This is a genomic window from Chryseobacterium sp. MIQD13, assembly GCF_050496705.1.
Classification (GTDB): Bacteria; Bacteroidota; Bacteroidia; order Flavobacteriales; family Weeksellaceae; genus Chryseobacterium.
Genome location: NZ_JBNWAF010000001.1, coordinates 941,018 through 965,041 on the forward strand (window position 1 = coordinate 941,018; position 24,024 = coordinate 965,041).

Here is a 24,024-nt window from a genome sequence, read left to right on the forward strand (position 1 = left end):
AAAACTATACTTTAAAAAATGATAGAAATCAAAAACATTTCAAAAACATTTCATCAAAAAAAGCAGATCTTTAAAGCTCTGGATCAGGTAAGCCTCAATGTGGAGAAAGGAGATATTGTTGGCATTATCGGATTTTCCGGCGCCGGAAAAAGTACACTGATCCGTACTGTAAATCTTCTGGAAAGACCTGATGAAGGGCAGATCATCATCAACGGAAAAGATTTCACAAAGTTAAGCTCCAAACAGCTTGCAGGTGAACGCAAAAAAATCGGGATGATCTTCCAGCATTTTAATCTGCTTTCATCGAGAACTGTTTTTGATAATGTTGCCCTTCCATTAGAACTGGATCACGTCAGCAAAGACGAAATCAACAAAAAAGTGAATGAGCTTCTGAAAATCGTCGGACTGGAAGACAAAGCCAATGATTACCCAAAAAGCCTTTCCGGCGGACAAAAACAGAGAGTGGCCATTGCGAGGGCATTAGCCAATGATCCCTATCTTCTTTTATGTGACGAGGCTACCAGCGCGCTGGATCCTGTAACTACACAATCTATCCTGCAGCTTTTAAGAGATATTAATCAAAGACTAGGCATTACTATCCTTCTGATTACTCACGAGATGGAAGTCATCAAAGCTGTCTGCAATCATGTGGCTGTTATAGATAAGGGAAAATTATTAGCAAAAGGAACATTAAGCGAGATCATCTCAGATAAAGAAAATCCGGTGATCCGTCAATTTATAAATTCAGATATCATGACCATACCTCAGGAACTTAATAAAAAACTGCAGAAAGAACCGCAAGACGGCTTATTTCCGTTAGTTGAAATAGAACTTAATGAAAATATCAGCGTTGAAGAACTGCTTTCCACGCTGTATGAACAATATAAAATCCCTTACAGACTTCTGAAAGCTGATGTAGAATATCTTGGCAACTCAAACTTTGGGAAGCTTTTACTTCAGTTACAGGGAGAAACCGAGGAAAACCAGAAAGCCATCTATTATTTTAACCAGAATAAAATTCAAAATACAGTAAAAGGATATGCTTAGTGATTCGGTAATTTCTCTTTTGGGAAAGGGACTTTGGGAAACGGTTTATATGACGTTTGTTTCAGGATTTTTTGGATTTGTTTTAGGCCTTCCGGTTGGAATTCTTCTGTTTTTAACAAGAAAAGGACAGCTGCTGGAAAACGCAGTTTATTACAGAATTATTTCTATTCTGGTTAATATTTTCCGTTCTATTCCTTTTATTATTTTGATTGTCTGGATGATTCCATTCACAAGAGTGATTGTAGGAACCTCAATTGGGATGAATGCCGCTTTGGTCCCGTTAAGTGTCGGAGCTGCACCGTTTATTGCCAGATTAGTGGAAAACAGCCTTCTTGAAGTTCCTCATGGACTTATAGAAACAGCCAGAGCTTTAGGAGCGTCACCATTACAGATCATTCAAAAAGTTTTGCTTCCGGAAGCGCTTCCTTCACTCGTCAATAATGCTGCAATCACTCTGATCACTTTGGTAGGCTATTCTGCTATGGGTGGGGCTTTGGGAGCCGGAGGACTGGGACAGATCGGATACCAGTACGGATACATTGGGTATGATGCAGTTATCATGAATGTTGTACTAGTACTGTTGGTTGCATTAGTATTCATTATACAGTTTGCAGGAGACAGATTGGCAAAAAAATTCGATCATAGGTAAAAAATATTACAGGTGGCTGAGACTCTTGAAGCCACTTGTTTAACAACAAAAATTCTAATGAAAAAGATAAAAATCACAGGCCTTTTAACAGTTGTACTTCTTATATTCACAGCCTGTTCAGGAAAGAAAAATGACCCGAATCACATTGTAGTAGGAATTACCTATGGTCCGGAAATGGAAATTGCAGTAGCTGCCCAAAAAGTAGCAAAAGAAAAATATAATCTGGATGTGGAACTTATTCCCTTTAATGATTATGTAGTTCCGAATGAGGCTTTAAACAACGGAGATATTGAAGCCAATGCTTTCCAGCATGTCCCTTATCTGAATGAACAGTCGAAGCAACGTGGATACAAATTAGCTGTAGTGGGGAATACTTTTGTCTACCCTATTGTTGCTTATTCAAAAAAGATAAGAAATATCAGCCAGCTACAGAACGGAAGCACTATTGTGATTCCCAATGACCCTACCAATGAAGGACGGTCATTGCTTCTGCTTCAAAAAAATGGTCTTTTAAAATTAAAAGAAGGAACAGGGTTATTACCAAAAGTTACAGACATCACCGAAAATCCGAAACAGCTGAAAATCCTTGAAATCGAAGCACCACAACTTCCAAGAGTCCTTGATGATAAAGAAGTAACTATCGCGGTAATCAATAACAATTTTGCATCACAGGCCGAATTGGATGCGGATAAGCAAGGTGTTTTTAAAGAAGATAAAGATTCACCATATGTCAATGTCATTGTTGCTACCCATGAGAATAAAAATTCAGCTAAAGTCAAAAACTTTGTAAAAGCCTATCAGTCTGATGAAGTGGCAAAAAAAGCCGAAGAGATCTTTAAAAGTGGTGCTGTGAAGGGATGGGAAGACCAGAAATAAATGATAAGTGATGAATGATAAATGATGAGTTGGATACAGAATTTTAAATTTCAGCCAATAAATATCAACTTTCATAAAACTCCTTATCCTGATAGCTTATATCCTGAACTATAAAATATCAATATTTAATTCTCTTTTTATTGATTAAATTTATTTTCTCAATTTGAGATAATAAAAATTTTACTTACTTTTGCTATTAATCAATAAAAAGGCATTTTATGTTCAAGAAAACCGCCATTGTAAGTTTATTCACCTTTATTGCTGCTTCCTATATGGCTCAGACTAATACCCAACCTGTTTATTTAGATGAATCCAAACCAGTGGAGCAACGTATTCAGGATGCTCTTTCAAGGATGACACTGGAAGAAAAAGTGGCTATGCTGCATGCACAGTCGAAATTCAGCTCACCGGGAGTTCCAAGACTGGGGATTCCTGAATTCTGGACTACAGACGGTCCTCACGGAGTGCGCCCTGAGGTAATGTGGGATGAATGGGATCAGGCTGGATGGACGAATGACTCTATTATTGCCTACCCTGCCCTTACAGCACTTTCTGCAACATGGAACAAAAAAATGTCCTGGAATTATGGAAAAGCTCTGGGTGAAGAGGCCCGATACAGGAAAAAAGATATCCTTCTGGGACCCGGTGTCAATATTTACAGGACACCACTGAACGGAAGAAATTTCGAATATATGGGTGAAGATCCCTATTTGACTTCAAAAATGGTGGTTCCCTACATAAAAGGCGTACAATCGAACGGGGTAGCAACTTCTGTAAAACATTTTGCTTTGAATAATCAGGAAATGTTCCGTCATACAAGCAATGTGAATGTTGATGACAGGGCACTTTATGAAATATATTTACCTCCATTCAAAGCAGCGGTAACTGAAGGAGATTCCTGGACTATCATGGGTGCTTATGATATGTATAAAAACCAGTATGCGAGCCAAAACCAATATCTTTTAAATGATATTCTGAAAAAAGAATGGAACTATAAAGGAGTTGTCGTATCCGACTGGGGTGCAGTAAATAATACGGAACAGGCCATCCACAACGGACTAGACCTTGAATTCGGAAGCTGGACGAACGGGCTTTCTGCCGGAACTAAAAATGCTTATGATAATTATTATTTAGCAAAGCCTTATTTAGACCTTATCAAAGCCGGAAAAGTAGGAACACAGGAACTTGATGATAAGGTAACAAGATTGCTTCGTCTGGCTTACAAAACAACGATGAACAGGAACAAGCCTTTCGGAAATATTGCTTCTGAGGAGCATAAAGCTGTAGCAAAAGAGATTGGGGAAGAAGGAATTGTCCTGTTGAAAAATCAGGGAAATGTTCTTCCGATTGATATTAATAAGGCTAAAAAAATTGCAGTTATCGGTGAAAATGCCATTAAAATCATGACAGTTGGTGGCGGATCTTCATCTTTAAAAGTAAAATATGAAACCCTTCCGTTGGATGGAATCAAAGCGAGATTCGGAAAACAAGCTGATGTACAATATGCAAGAGGCTATGTAGGTGATATCGGCGGCGAATATAACGGGGTTAAATCCGGGCAGGACCTGAAAGATGAACGTTCTGCAGCAGAATTACTCAATGAAGCTGTAGAATTAGCCAAAAATTCAGACTATGTTATTTTCGTAGGCGGCCTGAATAAATCTGACTTTCAGGACAGTGAAGGTAATGACAGAAAAAGCTACGGACTACCTTACAATCAGGATAACGTGATTTCTGCACTGGCGAAAGCCAATAAAAACCTTGCTGTAGTTTTGGTTTCCGGGAATGCAGTGGCAATGCCTTGGATCAAAGAGGTTCCTTCTGTATTGCAGTCATGGTATTTAGGCTCTGAAGCCGGAAATTCTATTGCCTCGGTTTTAGCAGGTGATACAAATCCTTCCGGCAAACTACCGTTTACTTTCCCGATGAAACTTGAAGACAATTCAGCACATCAGCTGGGAGAATATCCGGGACAGAAAGACGAACTGGCAGCCGGAAAAGGTAAAGACCAGAAAAATCCTATCAATATTACTTATAATGAAAGTATTTTTGTGGGTTATCGTTGGCATGATACCAAAAAGATAAAACCTTTATTCAGTTTCGGACATGGTTTGAGTTATACAACATTTGAATTCGGAAAGGCAAAAGCTGACAAAACGACCATGACTTCTGATGATAAGATCACTTTCACTGTGACTGTAAAAAATACGGGTAAGAAGGCAGGTGCTGAAGTAGCCCAGCTTTACATCAGCGATCTGAAAGCTTCTGTACCACGTCCTGAAAAGGAGCTGAAAGGGTTTGAAAAAGTATTTTTAAATCCCGGTGAACAGAAGGATGTGACTTTCACCATCGATAAATCAGCATTAAGCTATTTTGATGCAGATAAACATGAATGGACGGCTGAACCGGGAGATTTTGAAGCTCAGATCGGAAATTCTTCTGATGCGATTAAAACAAAGGTAAAATTTACACTGAAATAAATTCATTGAGTCATATAATTAAAAAAGAACCCATCTGATTGGGTTCTTTTTTATTTTCAGACAATTTCTTTTAATCAGTCTGTTTGATTCTTTTGAAACTGTCTGGGAGTTAATTGGGTATGGGTTTTAAAATAATTGATAAAATTTGATCTTTCCCCAAAACCTAATTGATGTGCTATTTCTCCAATATTTAAGTCTGAAAATTCAAGAAGGGATTTAGCTTCCATAATAATATATTTATCAATCAGCTGCTTTACGGTCAGTTTCGTCACTTTTTTCACACATTCGGAAAGATATACAGAGCTTACATGAAGTTTGTCTGCATAAAACCGGATAGGCTGGTGCTTTTCAGGGGTCTGTTTCAGTAAATTTTCAAAAAGAAATGAGACTTCTTCAGCCCTGCTATTATATGTGTTTTTATTATGATTGGCCAGATTCAGTATTTCCAGAAGAAGAATATGTAGATAATGCATGATGATATCGAACTGTACAGATTCATTTAAATTGAATTTGTCATACATCGTATTCATCAGCTGCAAAAACCGGTTATAATATTCCGCATCCAGGTAATAAATGGGTGAAACCTGTACATTAAAGAAAGGAAAATTCTTGATCAGTTTAAAATCAGAGGAAATGTCCTGCAGAAAGTCAGCTGTAAAAACCAGCAGAAATCCTTTTCCGTCCTGTATACTGCCTTCCACTTCCACGTATGTTTTCTGGCCGGGAGCCACAAAAGTCAAACTGTTTTCCTTTGGCTGAAAAGTAGTATCCTCTATTTTAAGCCTTGCGCTTCCTTTACTGGAATGCGTCACAAAACTGATCTCAAAATAGTTATGGGAATGAAGATTTACTTTCTTTGGCATCTCTTGGAAGTGGTCTTCAAATTTCAGAATATGAAAAGACGGATGCTTCTGAAAATGAGACAAATTCATTGCTTTCAGAAAATCTTTCACTCCCTCAATATAATAAACGTCATTCGGTTCCATTTTTCAAAAATACATCATTTTTTATACTTTTTACCAAAAAAGTAATACCTAAATAAGGTTACTAGAAATATAATTTTGCATCAGAAATTTAAACAAATGAAAAAGGTATTATACTTTCTGATGTTCTGGATGCTATCCGGCCAGCTTGTAAAAGCGCAGTTCCATGATGAAAATTATCCTGTACCCGAGCCTGTTCTTCTGGAAGCCATGGCTGGTAACCGCTGGGGAATGTTTCAGTCTATTATTGCCAAAAAATTCAGCCCGAACAGTAAGTTCAATTTTTTCAATCTGACCAATTATGAAGTGGATTATAAAAAGGAGAATCCCAGCATTTATATTGTTCAGGCGATTGCTTACTATGAGCCAGTTAAAGGTTTTAATATGGGTCTGGGTGCCAATTTAAAAACATTCAATGGTTTTAAACCACTTCTGGCTTTATCTTATCTCTACAACACACAGAATATCTCTCTTATTGTCCAGCCAAGCATTGAGCTGCATAAAGACGGTGTAGGCGAACTGTTTGCTTTGTTTGAGTACAGAGGCACAAAAAACAGAAAATTTGAACCTTATTTCAGTATTCAGTCGGCCACGTCTTATCTTGAAAAGAATGGAAACCATGATTTTACCTATATCAATTCCCGTTTAGGCCTTCAGTATAAAAATTTCAGGTTCGGGCCTGCCGTCAATATGCGAATTATGGGCAAAGAAGGCATATATCAGGGAAATTACGGTGCTTTTGTCGGAGTTCTTATATACTAAATATCATACCTATGGATAAAACAAAAATCGATGCGTGGCTGTCACAGCATTTCCCTGAACATAACCGTCCGTTTTCCTGTTTATATGTTGATTACGGATTAATACAGCCAAAATCTGACCCTGAAGGATACGAAATAGCGTTAGGGTTTTACATCAAACCGGACTATGACAGGGATCAGTTGAAATCATATCTTAAAGAAACCCGTGAATATATTAATATTCCCAGCGTTCAGGAACGTGAGGATTTTTTAAAATTCCGGCTATCGAAGCTCAATGATGAAGTAGAATTCATTCACTGGAAATTCAGTCAGCTTTATACCGCCATGGGAATTATCATTGCACAGTTTCAAATGCATCAGACTGAATATCTGGAACTTGACAGATCTGCAATAGAGACCATTCTGCAGAACAATTTATACAACATCAATTTTTCCGAAATCATTCTTTTAAAATAATATAAAAACAAAAAATTATGAGTGCATTTTTCATTTTTGAAAACATTAAAGTCCTTAATCAGGAAGCAATTGACAGACACAGAGCAGAAGTAACAAGCCTGGTAGAGCAATACAGCGGAAAATATATCGTCGTCGCCGGAAAAATCGAAGCCTATGAAGGGGAATGGAAACCCAAAGAACTGATCATCATAGAATTTCCAAGTTTTGAAAGAGCTCAGGAGTTCTATGATTCTGAAGACTACAGAGAATTAAAAGAGCTTCGTTTAGCCAATTCTGAAGGAAACGGGATTTTGGTTGACGGAGTAAACTGGTAATTTTAAGTTATCAGTTACAAGTCAGAGGTGATATAATTGCAGTATCTTTTTTGATGCTGCAATTTTTTTGAAACCGCAGGCTAGCTGACACTTTCAAAATAATGAATCATTCCTACTTCAGACAGATGATATTCAGGTACATTAAATTCCGGCTTTCTGTTTATTGTATTTTCTAAAAAGGAATTACTGAACAAGGCATAAGAAGGCTGTTCTGCAAATCCGTTTTTAAGCATCTGATGGGCTTCCACTATTGTTTTTCCATAAAGCTTTTTAAAATTTCCGATACTGTACTGTGAAAATTTCCCATAATGGACAATAAATTTCAGCGACATGTCAATAGAAATGCTTAGTTCTTTTTCCAGCTCTTTAATCTTTTGATTAAAAGCATTCCGCATTTTCCAAAGCATTATTGAAATATTCTGATAAGACGGATGGCTGTCATATCTGTAAAATAAAATAGCATCACCTTCAATCTCTGAAATTTCAAAATACTGATCGTTCACATCAATCAGTGTAGATAATAGTTGTCTTACAATATATTCTCCGGTGTAAAGTTTTGTATTGAACACAAATTCAGTAAACCCGCTGAAATCAGGAATAAGAATAATACCCTCATGTATATTTGTATTCTTCATAATAAGATCATTTAAAAACCTTTTCATTATCATAGACGAAGAAAGATCACTTTTACTTTATGAAGAAAACAGAAAAAATGTTCTCATTATATTTCAACAATTAATTCCTTTTCATAACCATTATATTTCTCATCAATATAACCGTGGGGATTGCAGATAATTTCAGTTTCACTGATTCTGTATCTGCATGGTGTATGAATATGTCCGTGAATCCAGTATAAAGGCTTATGTTCTGAAATAAAATCTTCCAGATTGGATGCATAAGCAGAAGTTACAGGATCTTCTTTGTAATGTTCCGGAACAGACCGGATGCTCGGTGCATGATGCGTAACCACAATATTCTTTAAGCCTGCAGAGCTTTCAAGACTTTCCTTTAACCAAAACTTTGAAAGCTGATGAATTTTAAAGGTATCAATGGTCCTTAATTTTGAATAAGACGGATCTCTTGTGATTTTTTTGTAATCGTTCATTTTAGGCTGACAGATCATTCCGTAATGCAATGGGTTTCCGAAAATAGAAAAGTCCGTCCAGAGTGTAGCTCCGTGAAAACGGATGCCGTCAATATCTACAGCTTCATTTTCAAGGACAAAGACATTTGAGTTTTCAGCAGCCTGCCTGATTTTGTTTAAAGTTTTCGGATAAGAACCTTTATAATATTCGTGATTTCCCAGAACATAAATCACAGGCTTTCCTATGATTTTTGATTTGATCCACTCAATTCCTTTTATTCCCAGATTAATATCTCCGGCAAACACCACAACATCTGCATGATCAAAAAATAAATCCGTAGAACCGAATTCCTGGTGAAGGTCACTGATAATCTGTATTTTCATTCTGCTAAAATAAAAAGAACCGACATATAATGCCGATTCCTTTTTCATATAGTCTGTATATTTTTAATCCGTTCATGAAACAGCTATTTCAGCTTTTCCAATCTTTATACTTTTAATAATGAAATATAACAACATTCCAAGGGCTAATAAAGCATATCCAATTAATATTATCAAGCTTAAATCTCCCACTGCATATTGTGAAGGGAAGATTTGGCTCATTAAAGTCATGAAAGAAAGACCGATTCCCGCTCCCAGAAAGTAACTCGTAGAGCTTAAACTGGATGCAACTCCGTAATGTGAAGGTTCTACATCCTGAATTCCCATCACAGAAAGCGCTGTAAAACAGAATGTCATTCCTATTCCTGAAATACAGGCAGCTCCCAATAATACCACAGCTAGCGGATGGCCTGTATAAACCGCAATCAGTAAGGATAAAGCTCCAGCCAGCATAAAACTCCAGCCGAATACACCCATTTGGGAAGAACTCAATCTCTTAGAAATATGAGGCAATACAAATTTTGCGGCCAGTGCTGACATGATACTGAACGGTACGAGCATCAGTCCGGCAGAAGCTGCACTATATCCCATATCTTTCTGAAGCATTAATGAAATCAGAAATAAAAATCCTATAAAAAAGGCCCCCAATGTAATGAAAACAATATTAGAAATCATCAAAGATCTGTGCTTAAACATCTGTAAATCAATCAGTGGCTGGGCTACAGATTTCAACCTGATGAATACAGTAACCAAAAGCAGGACAGAAAGTACCAGAGAACCTACAATCATCAACGGATTTTCTTTTACATGAACCAATTCATGTGTTCCGTAGGTAAGACTCAACAGCCCTAATACAAGTAGTATTCCTGATATAAGATCTGTTTTCTGACCGGCTTCATTTTTTTCATCCGCAGGAAGGTGCTGATAGGCAAAAATCAAGGTGATTAAAAGAATAGGAACATTAATCAGGAAAACCCAGTGCCAACTGAGATAAGTACTGATAATCCCACCTACTGAAAGTCCGCTTCCTGAGCCAATCGCAGCAAATGAGCTGAAAATTCCAATGGCGCGGTTACGTTCCTGCTCCCCTTTGAATGTGTTGGTCACAATGGATAATGCAGAGGGCATAATCAATGCAGCTCCCAATCCCTGAAGAGCCCGGAAGATTGCCAAGACTTCAAAGCTCTGCGAAAGTCCCGCTCCTAAAGATGTCAGCATAAAAATCAAAGCCCCGATAAGGAATATTTTTTTCCGTCCGATCTGATCCGAAAGTTTACCTCCAATAATCAGGAAGCCTCCGAAAAATAATACATACAGGGTTTGAAGCCACTGCACTGTCTCTGCTCCGATATGAAACTGTTCCTGAATAGAAGGAATCGTTAAATTAATAATGGCAATATCCAAAGCCTCTACAAAAGTTCCTACCGATGCTAATATTAATATTAAATTTTTCCTTGCACTCATAATGTTCAAATTTCCTGCAAAATTAATTTTAAAAGAACATATATAAAAATTATACATTAAATTTGGAACATATTTACACATAAACAGAATATAAAAGAACAAATAATCTATCACAATTAATAACAAGCCTAAAAACAGAACAAATGACTGCCGAACAATATACTCCCGACGAAAAAGATCTTTCTATCCTGCGCTTGCTTCAAAAGGACGCCAAAATGAGTGTACGTGATATTTCTGCAAGGATCAATCTAAGCCCCACTCCTACCCATGAGCGAATGAAACGAATGGAAAAGCTTGGAATTATCAAGGAATATACAGCTGTAGTAGACCGCAAAAAAGTTAATAAAGGCATGATGGTCATCTGCATGATTGCCCTGAATGTTCATAACAAAAAGACAGCAGGGAAATTCATTGAAGAGGTCGGAAAACTGAAAGAAGTTGTTGAATTTTACAACATCAGCGGGGATTTTGATTTTATGCTTAAAATTCTTGCCTCGAATATGGATGATTTTCATGATTTTTTTGTCAATAAGCTTTCTGAAATTGAGGGAATCGGGCAAACGAAAAGTATTTTTGTGATGAACAGTATTAAGGAGAGTGTGCAGATTTTGTAAGCCGGCAATAATCCTTGATATTTTTTATCTCTCGCAGATTTAGCAGATTGCGCAGATGTTTGTGTATATCAAAATGAAGATAATTTTGATTATTTTATATATTTTAATTAGCATTTAACAATATAAAGATCTGCGTAATCTGCTAAATCTGCGAGAGAATTTATTCTTCTTTATCAAGAAGTCAGGACATTTTAAGAATATTTTATCATTTTATTTTCAGCATTTTGTATCGGAATTACTAAATTGAAGTCACATTTAAAATCACAGAATATGCCTTGGAATCCTGATGTTTACAATCAATTTAAAAATATCCGCTTTAAGCCGTTTTATGATCTTGCGGAGCTTATTACCGATGAAAAAGATATGAAAGCTGTAGACCTTGGATGTGGAACAGGCGAACAGACGGCCATACTTACCGAAAAGCTAACTCATGCTACGTTTACAGGAATTGATTCATCTCCTGAAATGCTTGAAAAATCAAAGACACTGGAAAATAATCGTCTTCATTTCAGACTTGCTGCAACAGAAGAAATGTTAAATGCTGATGAAAACTGGGATCTTATCTTCAGTAATGCAGCTCTGCAATGGTCTGATGATCACCAACAACTGTTTCCAAAACTGATTTCCAAACTGAATTCCGGTGGCCAACTGGCGATACAAATGCCTTACCAGCCCGGAAATATACTGAACAGGATTCTTTTTGAACTGGCGGATGAAGAACCTTTCCAAACACAGCTGAATGGCTGGAACCGTCCGTCTGCAGTACTTACAATCGATGAATATGCCCAAATACTGTTTGATAACGGTATTGAAGATCTGAATTTATCGCAGAAGGTTTATCCTATCATTGCCGAAGATCACGAAACTTTGTATAATTTCATTTCAGGATCAGCTCTGATTCCTTACCTGGAAAAACTTAATGGGGAACAGCAGAAAGCCTTTACGGCAGAATTTAAACAGCGTATTGAAACAAAATTCCCAAAACTTCCTGCTATTTATGCCTTTAAAAGAATTCTTATGTACGGAAGGAAAAAATAAAAAAGGCCCAGCTTATTATTGATGCAGGGCCTTTTTTACAATGCTTATATTGTTATTATTTCCAATAATTCCAGACTGTTCCGTCAAAAACAGCAAAAGTTTTACTGTCTGTATCATAACAAATCATTCCGGGATACGGATTTTTGACATTGAGGTGCGGCGAAGATATTTTGGGAAGGATCATGGCTTTATCCGGTGATTCAAGGACAAGCACTCCATCCGGACTGCCTTCATGAGCGCCAATTACTACCCCGTTCCCCGTTTCATCGGAAGTATTACCGGAAACTGCAGATGAATTTCCTTTATCACTGAGTGATTTCCATGCATTATTTTCGTAAACCTTTACTTTATCATCAGATTGGTCAAAAATAAATGTTCCGTTTGCCAGGTTACTGCCTGCAGGAAGCCCTTGTGTTGCAGGAAGAATAATACCTTTTGTATTTGCAGAGGTATTGTTGAAATCCAGCACTGTACTTTTGCCGTCAATCACTTCTTTGCCTATAGCTACCTGAGTATAGAAAGAATTGGAAATAAATAATATCAGGATAGTGCTTATGCTTTTTATGTGTTTCATTTTATTTACAAATTAGGTTAATCGTTACAACTTCTTTCAATACATTTCCATTCGTTCCCGTTGTATAATTTTACGCAACGGTCCTGAATATCATACACCAGCATTCCTTCTTTCGGTTCTGCAACAGCATCTTCCGGCTGAGGAGTCTGGCTCACATGCTTTACCCTGGTAATAACAAATCCTTTAGTTTTTGATTCCAATGCCAGAAATCCATTAGGAATATTCTCAGGCCAGCTACCTGTTTTCTGCTGTACAGTGATCCCCATTTTAGTATAACCGTCCGGTGTTCCTGAAGTGCCCGGTTTGGTACAGTAATCATCCAACTCATTCACAATTTCATCCGCAAACCCGCAAACCCGCTTATCATCCGGAAGACCTGAAGGCCATAAGGCCGGACACATAGCTTTGGTAGCGTTTGGCCCGCAGAAACCGGCATTTCCGGGAGCAAGTCCTGTAACCGTATCCATCGCAATGGCTATGATCTGGCTATCATTACTGAGTATAGAGCTTCCGCCTCCGCTTACCTGAGCTTTGGCAATACAGTAGGCTTTTCCCAAAGGAGTTCCAATATAGTTTACAAAAGGATAGGTAACAGACTGCTGGCTGAAAGTTCCACATATTTCTACAACACTGTACGTCCCCATATCAATAGTAGAAGTGGCTCCCGGATATATTCCCATGAACGAAGGGTCTTCCTGGGAAACCGAACCGGTAAGGGAAAGGTATGCTTTTGTTCCCAGCTTTACTTTTGAATTTTTCTGAGTTCCAAACCCCCCGATTATGATTGAGCCCTCAGATTTTACACTGGCAGCATCTCTGATCTCCAGATTACCTTTTACTGTAACCCCTTTTACAATAAATTCTCCGCCAGGTTCTATAATCAAAGTTGCATCCTGCGGAATAGTGATATCATTAACCAAAGTAAGATTTCCAGTAAGACAATAAGTTCCGCCGGGATTCATTGCCTGGCCTGTGTAAGCTGTACATTGCGCGTTCGCAATACCGTAAAAAAGAACCATTAACAAGAAAATGAATTTCTTATTAACAGTATCATAATCTAAATTATTCATATGATTTTATAATAAATTAACGTATTTTACATATTTTAAGAAGAAAAATATGTTTATTTGAATACATCCCCTTAAGAACAATTTGCATACCAAAATTTCAGTTCACCTGCTTATTCAGGGCAGGATTATTTGAGTTAAACACCCTTAAATAGCAGGATAACAAGAATTTAAACAACTGTTTAAAAAAATATTTTTTTTGCAGAATCAGCTATTTTGTAAATTTTGAATGAGTGCTTTTGTGTAAATAAAAAAGATGCATTCTTTGAATGCATCTTTTTAAAATTATAATCAATAATTGTTTGTTTTCCAAAATCTATTTTATCCCATTCAGTCCAGCTTCTCTGCTTCAATCTCCATACTATGCCTGAGCTTATCAGCCAATATTTTCATGATAATCAAGGAAGTTTTCTCTTACAAATGATACAATATTCTTTTTCCATTCCTTTATATTTTTATGGGTTGATATAAAAGCAATTCCACAGGTATTGTCGGATAAATTTTCATGATTTTCTAAGGCAATATATTTTCCTTTAATCAATTTTCCTTCTTCCCCGGGGTAAACCAGGGCTGTTTTTGAGGCTTTATAATAATGATGGTAAGCATACATCTGCCTTAAATCTTCAGGGGAAGGACCTTTCTCATATAAGTTCTTCCACTTTGTATCAAGAACAATAGAATTATTCAGTGATTCTAAAACAATATCGGGCTTCATTCTGCTTTTGGTTCCGGTTTCTGATCTCCAGAATTCTTTTGATACCTGAGATTTTACTTTAAAGCCATCCACTTTAAGATCCTTCTTTAAAACCACGTATACGAACTGTTCCCATAAACGGTTCATGTCAAACATTAATGCAAGTACATTATTCTTTCCTTTTGAGACGTCCGGATGATAGTTCAGTAAAAGTAATTTAGCAATTTGAAGGGCTTTCTCATAATGCAGATTCTTCCTGTCATATACTAATTTATCAAAAGTAGATTCTGTGATTTTAATATCATTCATTTCAGGAAAATTCAAAAGCACAGCACCTATCCTGCTGTTCAAATCCGGCTTATTATTGGTCTGATAAACAAGCTTTAATGCTTTGTATAAGATGCAGTGTATCTGATGATTCACATCATAGTTTGGGTATTTCACATAAAACCTTTCTTTATGTACCAGATTTTGTGATATATGCTTTGAAAACTGCAGGGATCCTTTTAAAGCGTACAGGTTTCCCTCTTTCTTATTATATCTTTTAATAAGACCACGATGAAGTAAATATTCCAATTCTTTGATATACAGCTCAAAATACAGGTCTAAAATTGAATTGCTTTTCAGCTTTAGATCTGCACTGCCGGAAACTCTAACTTCAAATCCCCATATGGTTTTAATCATGTCTATTAACAACCGTCTCCAGGTATCTTTGTCATTGTTATCCGCTTTTGGCAATACTTCAATAGTAGTATCCCCTATTCTTATAACACCAACATTCTGGTTGAATTGAACTCCATTTCTTATCAGTTTAAAAAATGGGGTATAATCTCCATAATATTTTACCAATGCATCATACAGGGCTTTTTCTTCTTGATTATTGAGATCAAAAGTCATTCTTTCATGTTCGAAAACTACGATAGCTTTTGGGGAACTCATTGAACAGGCTGATTCATTAACAACATTATGGCTTTTTTAAAATCCATTTTAATTCCGCTGCCTTCCAGTTGATAGTCAAGATCCGGGTTTCTATAGTCTATAATTTCGTAGGATTCTCTTTCTGAATAATCATTCTGATAATCGAAATCTGCAAAAACCGATGATCTGTTTTGTTTCAGTTTTACAAACCCTTTTCCTAATACCAAACCTATTTTACCATAGTCTCCGAAGAAATATTCCTGCAGCAGCGGAATTATATTTTTATAAAAGGAATCAATGATTGTTTCATCATCTTTTCCTATGAAATAGGCGTGACCTATGGAATGGTCTTTATCCAGAAGTTTTTCAATTCTGCTATTAATCGTTATCAATAGTTTTTTTAGATCAATCTTTTTAAATACAAATTCTGAAAAATAGGTTCCATTTTTTAAATTATTATTATTCTTATCTTTATTCATTATTCCCCAAATCCTTTCCCTGCTACCCCATAATTCTTCTGGTGCTCCCAAATAATCAAACAATTCTTTTTCCTTTGGTTCATATACCTTATCTTTCCAGGGATATTCTTTATAATCCCAAAAGAGGTCTTCAATGAGGTCGGATGGAGATTTCAATAACTCCGGCTTAGGTGGCATTTCTTCAAAGGAAAACCTTCTTCTCAAAGCTGTGTCCAATGCTTCTACACTTCGGTCAGCTGTATTCATTGTCCCGATAATGTATAGATTGGGAGACACTCCGAATTTTTCTTTGCTGTATGGCAATGTTATTTCTAAGGATTCTGCATTTCCCAGCCTTTTATCCTCTTCAATAAGGGTGATGAGCTCGCCAAAGATCTGGGAAACATTCCCTCTGTTGATCTCATCAATGATAAGAACATAATTTTGTAAATCCTGTTTTTTGGTGGTATCCGAAGAATATGATAATAATTTCCGGATAATAGAAGGATAATAGATTCCTACTCCTGTTCTACTTTCTTCGCGCTTTTCATAATATAGATCACTTAGGGTATTAATGCTTAGTGTATGCCCGGTTCCTCCATTTGATTTTTTAAATTTTATTGACTTTTCTGTAAATCCAAGAATCGTAAAATCGTATCCTTCCCTGGTTAACGGAAATAAAATCCTGTTATCTTCGTCCCATTCTTCTTTCAGTTTAGAAAAGGCCTCATCAAATGACAGCCTCGTAGCATCATCCGACATTGAGCTTAACCAGTTATTTTTTGCTTTATCATTAATTTGTTTAAAAAGTCCATCCTTGATATCGTAAATGATATGTTTATTCCCTTCATTATCTTCTACAGTCTCAGGTTTTATACCTTCAATAAAGTCTTCATATGACATGCTTTGGTGAAAAGTGGTAAAAACAATTTGTTCTCCATCTATTAGATTTTTAAACTCTTTTTTTATCTCTGTTCTTGGCTGAGAAAAATCAAAATCCGGATTTATAATTTCAATTGCCTTATTAATTGTATGATATGTTTTTCCTGTTCCCGGAGGCCCATAAAGAATCTGATTGATTGGGAATTTTTCTTTCATTTCATTTGTAGCTATTGTATTATCTGATAATTTTGACAGCTGTGAAATTTCATTGCTTTTCAGCATCCAGAAAAAAATCTGTGCTTTATAAATATCATCAAACTCTATCAATGATATAGCCTGCTCATTTTTATCAATAACAGACTGAGTATTAATATTGATATTAAAATCTTTTTTCAGCTTTCTCTTTAGCAGTTCAAAATGATTATAGGAGTCTATTGATGTGAAATGAGTGGGAAATAATGCTCTCAAAAAGCGATTAGCTACCGTCCACTTATTTTGATCGATAAATTCACAAATCATGGTCAAGCATTTCTTGATATCATCTTCTTTCAGAATATCATTTAAAGCAGGGAACGAAATATTTGCATTTACTTCTGCTGTCATTTCGCCTCTTCTTTTTAATGTAACTAACTGCTGAGATATTTCTGACAAACCATTATTTTTTCTAAAAATGTATCTGTCTAAAAAATCATCGTTAGAATCATTCGCCAGGCTTTTATAATCATTATTTAGATCATTATATGAATTGTAGAAATTTTGCTTTGCTTTTTGCCTGATTTCCTGAAGTAATTCGGAATATTTCTTTAAAGACTGATACCATTCTGAATTTTCCACATTGGAGGTAGAGGCAAAATAGTTATAAGTTTCCTGAAGTGTCATAATCATGTTAAAGTTTTCGCTACAATGATAAGAAAAATTCTAAATGTCCCCATTACGGGAAAACGTATTTTTTTTAATAAAAACTCTATATTCTTCAACAAACCTCAATATATCATTCTCTGAAATTTCATTTGTAAATGAGCCAATCTTATAGTCCTTTCTTTCCCTCTATCCAATACGCCTGCGACCTGATACACTTAGCATTCACGCCCTTTGCTTTAAGAAACTTCCGGATTACAGACATTGTATTTCCGTTTCCTGTAAGATAAAAAACTGCTTCATTATTATAGATAACCTGCTTTTCTTCTTTCAAAAAATCATTTAAAGCCTCCATAATGTTCTGGATATCATTTTTGGGGGCGTAATAACCGTAAAGCTCTAATTCTTTCAACACAGAAGAATCTTCCATTTGATGAAGGCACACAAATGAAGCATCTGCATCTTCAGCAGCTTCCTTGATGGAAAGGGAACTTCCCAGCGAGGTTTCATCACCTATCGAGAAATGGATCTCTGCATTGGGTTCAAAAAAGCGCTTTCCTCTCGGCATTAATATTTTTGTCGTATCTCCTTTGGAAAGGCTGCCTGCAAAACCGCTTCCTACAGAATCTGTATCATGAAGGTGGAATATCACATCAAAAGTTCCTGTATGCTTATTGAAATTAAATGGTGAGTAGTTGCGGTAATCTCTTTCATTTACTCTCATTCCGATGGCATAGGCAGGTTCAAAGTAAATGTCCTGCAGATCGGAAGCAAAACGGATAAGGCGAAGATCCTTTGAAATCGTTTCTGTATGGATAACGGTACATTCTTTAAATTTTGAGGACATGACATTTTCTAGAGTGTCATTGATCCATTTTGGTAAACTTGGCATAAATAATTTTAATGCAAAGGAAGCTTCAAAATAAAAACAGACCGATAGCCGTATCAGGGAAATGATTGGACAATTCGTGGTTTACTGTCTGTTCCTGTTTTTGTTCCGGAATTCTGATGGCGGAAAGCCTTCAGCTTTGGAAAAAAGACGGGAAAAGTAGGTATGATCGCTGTAGCCCAGCTCATAAGCAATCTCTTTTACGGTAAGCTGGGTAAAGGATAAAAGTCTTTTTGATTCTATCAGGATTTCCTGATGTATCCAGTGCTGTGCAGATTTTCCTGTTACTTCACGCATAACTTCAGTTAAATAACCCGGAGATATATTCAAAAGTTCAGCATAACCGGATGGACTTTTCAGGGATTTAAATTGTTTTCTGACCAGAATTCTGAATTTTCTGGCCAGTTGAACGCCACGGCTTTCATTGAATATTCCCGTATTATTTTCACCTGAAAAAATAATGGCATACATTCCCGTAAAAGCGTTCATCAGTGACTGGACAACGAGAAATCCTTCTTTAGTCCCTAACATTTCTTCCGTGCAGGACAATTGAAGCATTCCTGCACAGGCATTGAGTTTTTCCATCCAATTATGACCAACAGATACAGGCTGTATATCAATCAGTAATTCTTCAAAAACTGATCTTACAGTATCAGGCAGCAGCTCTGCTTTAACGGCAATAAACCATCCGCTGACTTTCTCCATTAAAATTCCCTCATGCACCTGTCCCGGCAGCAGAAAGAAAACAGAAGTGTCATGAGCTTCTATCATTTTAAAATCAACCATCATCTTAGCTCTTCCGCTTTCCAGAAACGTAAAGATATAATGGCTGTCACGGTGAACTCCTTTATCAAAAAGATTGTCTTCATTACCCGTAGTCCGTTTTTCAATTCTTTCGACCAGGATACCGTGCCGGGTAATGCTGTTTAAATCATAAGTGGGAATGGCCTTTTTCATACTTCGAAAATGGTTTTACAGATTACAATAGCTATATCAGATTTATTTAGCTTTTGAAAAGGCCATTTTTACAGCTAAATAGGTCAGCACACTGGCCATAAACCACTTCTGAGCCTTCACCCAAAATGGATTATCTGCAAAAAAAGCCGCCACTCTTGCTGCTGTGAGTACAATTATAAAATTAACACTGAAGCTTACAAACACCTGAGTAATTCCCAGTTCAAAGCTTTGAATTAAAACAGAACCATATTCCGGCTTAATGAACTGCGGAAAAAAGGATAGATAAAATACAGCAACTTTCGGATTCAGGGCACTTGTGAGAAAACCAACTGTAAAAAGCTTTTTAGTTCCGTCATGCGGATCGTTTTTATCCACTTCAAATATATTCTTACTATTAGGTTTGATAGCCTGGTAAGCTAAATATAAGAGATAAACCGTTCCCAGTGTTTTCAGAACAGTATAAGCTACAGGAACAGCCAGTAATACAGCGGTTAGCCCGAAAGATACCATGACAATATGAAACATAAACCCACATACCACACCCGCCAAAGAAATTAACCCTGATTTCTTTCCCTGTGTAATTGATTTTGAAATCAGATAGATCATATTAGGCCCGGGACTTATCACTAAAACAAATGCAGCCAGGACAAAAAATAAGAGTTCGTGAAATGGAATCATTTTTATGCAGTTATTTATTAAATAGAATATACTGAAACATACTATGCTTTTGGTACAGAAGAATAGTTGAACAAATATAATTGATTTCAGCCAGAGCCTGTTTAAATTTATACTCATTTTGATCCTGCAGTAATGATTTAACATTAAGATTATAATAAATTGTAAGGCTGATAGTCGTATTTTGCTATTTTTGTATTCCCGGAAGAGGGATTTTTCTATTTCTTTCAGGCTAACCAAACAAAAAAACTATGAAACCGAGCCCAAATGCAGCCATTAAATACAAACGGCCATTAAGAATATTAAAAGATAAATATTCCCCCTGTTAAAACCGGATAATATCTTTTTTTTCAAATCACAGTAATAATAGGTTGATTTTTTACGTTTGACTGTAAACTAAAGACCATTTCACCAGACATTCAAAATTTCATCCGTCTAAATTTTCTGTTTTGCAACCAGCTTAACATCAATCCCCTTAAACTTACTATTTGACAGATTTTTACTCCATTAAAATTTAAACTCAATGCAAAAACTGTTTTTTAAAACTGCTGCCACAGCCGCTGTCCTCTGTTTCAGTTCCATGGCTTTAGCACAGCAGAAATACTCAGTAAGCGGTACCGTAAAGGATCACAAGAACGGAGAACTGCTGATCGGGGTTACTGTAAAAGTAAGTGAGGAACCGTCTGTTTCCGTTGTTGCCAATGAATATGGCTTTTATTCGCTGTCACTTCCTGAAGGAAGCTATACATTGGTCGTTTCCTATCCCGGTTACCGTGATTTTGAATATCCCATAAAGGTGGAACAGAATACCAAGCTGGACCTGCCGCTGGATCAGGAAGAAAAAGGAGATGAAAAAGTAGGAGCAATTGATGAAGTCGTTATTTCAGGGATCAAAAAGGATAAAAACCTTACTACTGCCCAGATGGGAACCGAAACCTTAAGCATTAAGAATATAGAAAAGCTGCCGGTTCTGTTTGGGGAAAAAGATGTTATGAAAACGATTCAGCTTTTACCCGGAATTAAAAGTAACGGTGAAGGAAGCAGCGGATTCAGTGTGAGAGGCGGTGCGACGGACCAGAACCTCATCTTACTGGATGAAGCACCTGTTTATAATGCTTCGCATCTTTTAGGCTTCTTCAGCACGTTCAACAGTGATGCATTGAAAGACGCCAGTATTATCAAAGGAAACAGCCCTGCACAATACGGAGGACGACTTTCCTCCGTAATGGACGTTAAAATGAAGGATGGTAACAATAAAGATTATAATGTAAATGGCGGAATCGGACTGATCAGCAGCAGGTTGAGTGTGGAAGGTCCTATTCAAAAGGAAAAGTCATCATTTATTGTTTCCGGAAGAAGGACATATGCTGACCTTTTTCTAAAAACTACGGATGATTTTAAAGACAGTAAACTTTATTTCTATGATCTTAATTTAAAAGCCAATTATCAGATCAATGAAAATAACCGGCTTTATCTGTCGGGGTATTTCGGAAGAGACGTTTTGGGATTAGGTGATACGTTTTCTACAGACTGGGGAAATACAACTGCCACTCTGCGATGGAACAGTATTATCAGCAGTAAACTATTTTCCAATACTTCATTAATTTACAGCAACTATAATTATAAAATCAGTCTGAAAAGCAATGATAATACTTTCGGACTGGATTCCCAGATCGAAGACTGGAATCTTAAGCAGGATTTCACATGGTTTGCAGGAAATAAACATTCAGTACGTTTCGGACTACAGTCTATCTACCATACAATTACTCCTAGCAGTGCTTCCGGCACGAGTGTAAGCAGCTTTCCTCGAAACCCGAGAAAATCATGGGAGAATGCTGTTTATATCAATGATGATTTTAAAGCCACTGATAAACTGACTGTGAATTATGGTTTAAGGCTTTCCACTTTCAGTATTTTAGGTGGTGATACGTATAATACCTATGAAAATGGTGTGCTTACAGACAGCCGGTTTTTAGAAAAAGGAAAATTCGGAAAAACATACTTTAATCTTGAACCGAGAATCTCTGCCAATTACCGCATCAATGAGGTAAGCAGCATCAAGGCCGGATATTCACGCAACACGCAAAATCTTCATCTTTTGAGCAACAGCAGCAGCGGAAATCCTACAGATCAGTGGATAGGGAGTAGTTATAGCGTAAAACCGGAAATAGCGGATCAGATCAGTGCAGGATACAGCAGAAATTTCAATAACAATAATTATGAACTGAATGCTGAAATCTATTACAAATCCATGCAGAACCAGATTGATTTTAAAAACGGTGCCCAGATTACATTTGATACGGCTGCCGATGTGGAAAGTGAACTCTTATTCGGTAAAGGAAGAGCCTACGGACTGGAACTCATCGCAAAGAAGAAAAGTGGAAGACTGACAGGATGGATCTCTTATACTTTGTCTAAAACGGAAAGAAAAATAAACGGAATCAATGATAATGAGTGGTATAATGCCAGAATGGATAAAACCCATGATCTTTCTATCGTAGCCACTTATGAACTGAATAAAAAATGGTCAATATCCGGACTATTCCTTTACAGTACCGGAAACGCCGTTACTTTCCCTACCGGAAAATATGAATTGAACGGGCAGACGATATTCCAGTACAGCAGCAGGAATGCAGACCGTATGCCTGCCTACCACAGGATGGATCTGAGTGCCACCTATGAACCGGAATCTACAAAACGTTTCAAAGGATCATGGTCATTCGGGATTTACAATATCTACGGCCGTGAAAATGCCTATACGATTACTTTTGAAGACAATCCGAACAATCCAGGGACAACACGGGCCATGCAGACGTCACTTTTCCGCTGGGTACCCAATATCACTTATAATTTCAAATTTTAGATCATGAAAAATATCATTTTTATCATATTAACACTGTTTTTAGTTACATCCTGCGAAAAAGAAATCGATCTTGATCTGGATGACAAGAGCGGAAACATTGTCATAGAAGGTAATATAACAAATCAGGCTGGACCTTATACGGTAAGGATAACGAAGTCTGTAGCATTTACACAAAGTAATCAGTATCCTGCAGTCACCGGCGCACAGGTTGTTTTAAGTGACAATACAGGACAGACTGAAACTTTACAATACATCGGTGACGGAAAATATGTAACTACGGTTTTTACAGGAGTAACCGGCAGAACATATACTCTTAAAATACAGGCAGAAGGAAAGGAATATTCTGCTCAAAGTACTATGCCTGAGCCCGTAGAATTTGACGGTCTTACACAGGATTCTTTTACTTTCGGGGGTGAGACCACATATACTCTTTTACCTGTATTCACTGATCCGATAGCATTGGGAAACCGTTATCTTTTCAACTTTACAGTTAATAATATGTCTGACAAAGTTTTTGAAGTATTCTCTGATAATATTAATAACGGGCTTGTAAATCAAAGACCTTTATTTCTTCCCAATGAAGACGATGAAGATGATCCTTCTGACCATAAAGTAGTACCCGGGGATACTATCCATGTAGAAATGCAGTGCATTGATCATAACATATTTACCTATTATTCTGCATTGCTGCAAATTTCAGGGGATGGCGGGCCCGGTGGAGGCATTACTCCTACGAATCCTCCAAGTAATATCAGCAATGGGGCTTTGGGGTATTTTTCTGCGCATACGGTACAGAAGAGGAGTATTGTGATTCAGTAGATTATAGTAATACACTTTTATGGGCTGCTTCGGGTGACTGGGGCAGCTTTTTGTTGACCACCCCGTCAAAAATTCAAAGAATTTTTGACACCCCTCCGGAGGAGGGGAATTATCGTCGTTTAAATAGTCAACGGAGTGACAATTTCAAGTTTTTAAAAGAGCTTTTTCTTATGTAGAATAATTTTACAGTTATAAAACACATATATACAAATCATTAATAAAC

22 protein-coding genes are annotated in these 24,024 nt (G+C 36.9%); 11 read left to right on the forward strand and 11 right to left on the reverse strand.

Annotated elements, in window-relative coordinates; translation table 11 throughout:
- Nucleotides 1–18: 18 nt before the first annotated feature.
- From ACQWU4_RS04535 to ACQWU4_RS04550, 4 genes are all read left to right on the forward strand, one after another.
- Nucleotides 19–1,047: a methionine ABC transporter ATP-binding protein gene (locus ACQWU4_RS04535; protein ID WP_429934573.1), complete on the forward strand. Its 1,029-nt coding sequence runs from the start codon at nt 19–21 to the stop codon at nt 1,045–1,047.
- Nucleotides 1,040–1,696, forward strand: a complete 657-nt coding sequence (gene metI, locus ACQWU4_RS04540; RefSeq protein WP_429934574.1) for a methionine ABC transporter permease MetI — start codon at nt 1,040–1,042, stop codon at nt 1,694–1,696. Before ACQWU4_RS04535 ends, metI begins: the two co-directional genes overlap by 8 nt.
- Nucleotides 1,697–1,753: 57 nt before the next feature.
- On the forward strand, nt 1,754–2,572 hold the full coding sequence (gene metQ, locus ACQWU4_RS04545; protein WP_429934575.1) for a methionine ABC transporter substrate-binding lipoprotein MetQ: 819 nt from the start codon (nt 1,754–1,756) through the stop codon (nt 2,570–2,572).
- A gap of 218 nt (nt 2,573–2,790) precedes the next feature.
- The gene (locus ACQWU4_RS04550; RefSeq protein WP_429934576.1) at nt 2,791–5,052 is read left to right on the forward strand and encodes a glycoside hydrolase family 3 C-terminal domain-containing protein; all 2,262 of its coding nucleotides are present in this window, start codon (nt 2,791–2,793) and stop codon (nt 5,050–5,052) included.
- 74 nt (nt 5,053–5,126) lie between these two features.
- On the opposite strand, the gene ACQWU4_RS04555 is transcribed toward ACQWU4_RS04550, so the two are convergent.
- On the reverse strand, nt 5,127–6,038 hold the full coding sequence (locus ACQWU4_RS04555) for an AraC family transcriptional regulator (protein WP_429934577.1): 912 nt from the start codon (nt 6,036–6,038) through the stop codon (nt 5,127–5,129).
- A gap of 96 nt (nt 6,039–6,134) precedes the next feature.
- On the opposite strand from ACQWU4_RS04555, the gene ACQWU4_RS04560 reads away from it, so the two are divergent.
- Genes ACQWU4_RS04560 through ACQWU4_RS04570 form a run of 3 tightly spaced genes read left to right on the forward strand, consistent with a single transcriptional unit; the run spans nt 6,135 to nt 7,566 of the window.
- On the forward strand, nt 6,135–6,797 hold the full coding sequence (locus ACQWU4_RS04560) for a hypothetical protein (RefSeq protein WP_429934578.1): 663 nt from the start codon (nt 6,135–6,137) through the stop codon (nt 6,795–6,797).
- Between the two features lie 11 nt (nt 6,798–6,808).
- Nucleotides 6,809–7,252: a hypothetical protein gene (locus ACQWU4_RS04565; protein ID WP_429934579.1), complete on the forward strand. Its 444-nt coding sequence runs from the start codon at nt 6,809–6,811 to the stop codon at nt 7,250–7,252.
- 17 nt (nt 7,253–7,269) lie between these two features.
- Nucleotides 7,270–7,566, forward strand: a complete 297-nt coding sequence (locus ACQWU4_RS04570; protein ID WP_429934580.1) for a DUF1330 domain-containing protein — start codon at nt 7,270–7,272, stop codon at nt 7,564–7,566.
- Between the two features lie 80 nt (nt 7,567–7,646).
- Here the strand turns inward: ACQWU4_RS04570 and ACQWU4_RS04575 are convergent, their stop codons facing one another.
- The 3 genes from ACQWU4_RS04575 to ACQWU4_RS04585 all read right to left on the reverse strand — a co-directional run bounded on the left by ACQWU4_RS04575 (nt 7,647) and on the right by ACQWU4_RS04585 (nt 10,495).
- Complete coding sequence (locus ACQWU4_RS04575; protein ID WP_429934581.1) at nt 7,647–8,201, reverse strand: DUF2652 domain-containing protein; 555 nt, start codon at nt 8,199–8,201, stop codon at nt 7,647–7,649.
- An 86-nt stretch (nt 8,202–8,287) separates the two neighbouring features.
- Nucleotides 8,288–9,082: a metallophosphoesterase gene (locus ACQWU4_RS04580; RefSeq protein WP_429934582.1), complete on the reverse strand. Its 795-nt coding sequence runs from the start codon at nt 9,080–9,082 to the stop codon at nt 8,288–8,290.
- Between the two features lie 24 nt (nt 9,083–9,106).
- Nucleotides 9,107–10,495 carry an MFS transporter gene (locus ACQWU4_RS04585; RefSeq protein WP_429934583.1) on the reverse strand — a complete coding sequence of 463 codons (1,389 nt, stop codon included), beginning with the start codon at nt 10,493–10,495 and terminating at the stop codon, nt 9,107–9,109.
- Between the two features lie 143 nt (nt 10,496–10,638).
- On the opposite strand from ACQWU4_RS04585, the gene ACQWU4_RS04590 reads away from it, so the two are divergent.
- Together ACQWU4_RS04590 and ACQWU4_RS04595 are read left to right on the forward strand one after the other, a co-directional pair.
- Entirely contained in the window at nt 10,639–11,109 is a 471-nt protein-coding gene (locus ACQWU4_RS04590) for an Lrp/AsnC family transcriptional regulator (protein ID WP_429934584.1), read from the forward strand.
- Between the two features lie 270 nt (nt 11,110–11,379).
- Complete coding sequence (locus ACQWU4_RS04595) at nt 11,380–12,147, forward strand: methyltransferase domain-containing protein (RefSeq protein ID WP_429934585.1); 768 nt, start codon at nt 11,380–11,382, stop codon at nt 12,145–12,147.
- Nucleotides 12,148–12,202: 55 nt separating this feature from the next.
- On the opposite strand, the gene ACQWU4_RS04600 is transcribed toward ACQWU4_RS04595, so the two are convergent.
- The 7 genes from ACQWU4_RS04600 to ACQWU4_RS04630 all read right to left on the reverse strand — a co-directional run bounded on the left by ACQWU4_RS04600 (nt 12,203) and on the right by ACQWU4_RS04630 (nt 20,122).
- Nucleotides 12,203–12,721, reverse strand: a complete 519-nt coding sequence (locus ACQWU4_RS04600) for a hypothetical protein (RefSeq protein ID WP_429934586.1) — start codon at nt 12,719–12,721, stop codon at nt 12,203–12,205.
- A 17-nt stretch (nt 12,722–12,738) separates the two neighbouring features.
- Nucleotides 12,739–13,791, reverse strand: a complete 1,053-nt coding sequence (locus ACQWU4_RS04605; RefSeq protein ID WP_429934587.1) for a hypothetical protein — start codon at nt 13,789–13,791, stop codon at nt 12,739–12,741.
- A gap of 373 nt (nt 13,792–14,164) precedes the next feature.
- Nucleotides 14,165–15,421, reverse strand: coding sequence for an McrC family protein (locus tag ACQWU4_RS04610; protein ID WP_429934588.1), 1,257 nt, complete (start codon nt 15,419–15,421; stop codon nt 14,165–14,167).
- Nucleotides 15,418–17,625, reverse strand: coding sequence for an McrB family protein (locus ACQWU4_RS04615; RefSeq protein WP_429934589.1), 2,208 nt, complete (start codon nt 17,623–17,625; stop codon nt 15,418–15,420). The genes ACQWU4_RS04610 and ACQWU4_RS04615 overlap by 4 nt, the downstream gene beginning before the upstream one ends.
- Before the next feature lie 142 nt (nt 17,626–17,767).
- Nucleotides 17,768–18,490: a siderophore-interacting protein gene (locus ACQWU4_RS04620; RefSeq protein WP_429934590.1), complete on the reverse strand. Its 723-nt coding sequence runs from the start codon at nt 18,488–18,490 to the stop codon at nt 17,768–17,770.
- An 81-nt stretch (nt 18,491–18,571) separates the two neighbouring features.
- Entirely contained in the window at nt 18,572–19,444 is an 873-nt protein-coding gene (locus ACQWU4_RS04625; RefSeq protein WP_429934591.1) for a helix-turn-helix domain-containing protein, read from the reverse strand.
- Nucleotides 19,445–19,486: 42 nt separating this feature from the next.
- Nucleotides 19,487–20,122 (reverse strand): LysE family translocator, encoded by a 636-nt coding sequence (locus ACQWU4_RS04630; protein ID WP_429934592.1) that lies wholly within the window; start codon nt 20,120–20,122, stop codon nt 19,487–19,489.
- 520 nt (nt 20,123–20,642) lie between these two features.
- Here ACQWU4_RS04630 and ACQWU4_RS04635 point away from each other — a divergent pair.
- Nucleotides 20,643–22,982 (forward strand): TonB-dependent receptor, encoded by a 2,340-nt coding sequence (locus ACQWU4_RS04635; protein ID WP_429934593.1) that lies wholly within the window; start codon nt 20,643–20,645, stop codon nt 22,980–22,982.
- Between the two features lie 3 nt (nt 22,983–22,985).
- Complete coding sequence (locus ACQWU4_RS04640; RefSeq protein WP_429934594.1) at nt 22,986–23,801, forward strand: DUF4249 domain-containing protein; 816 nt, start codon at nt 22,986–22,988, stop codon at nt 23,799–23,801.
- Nucleotides 23,802–24,024 lie beyond the last annotated feature (223 nt).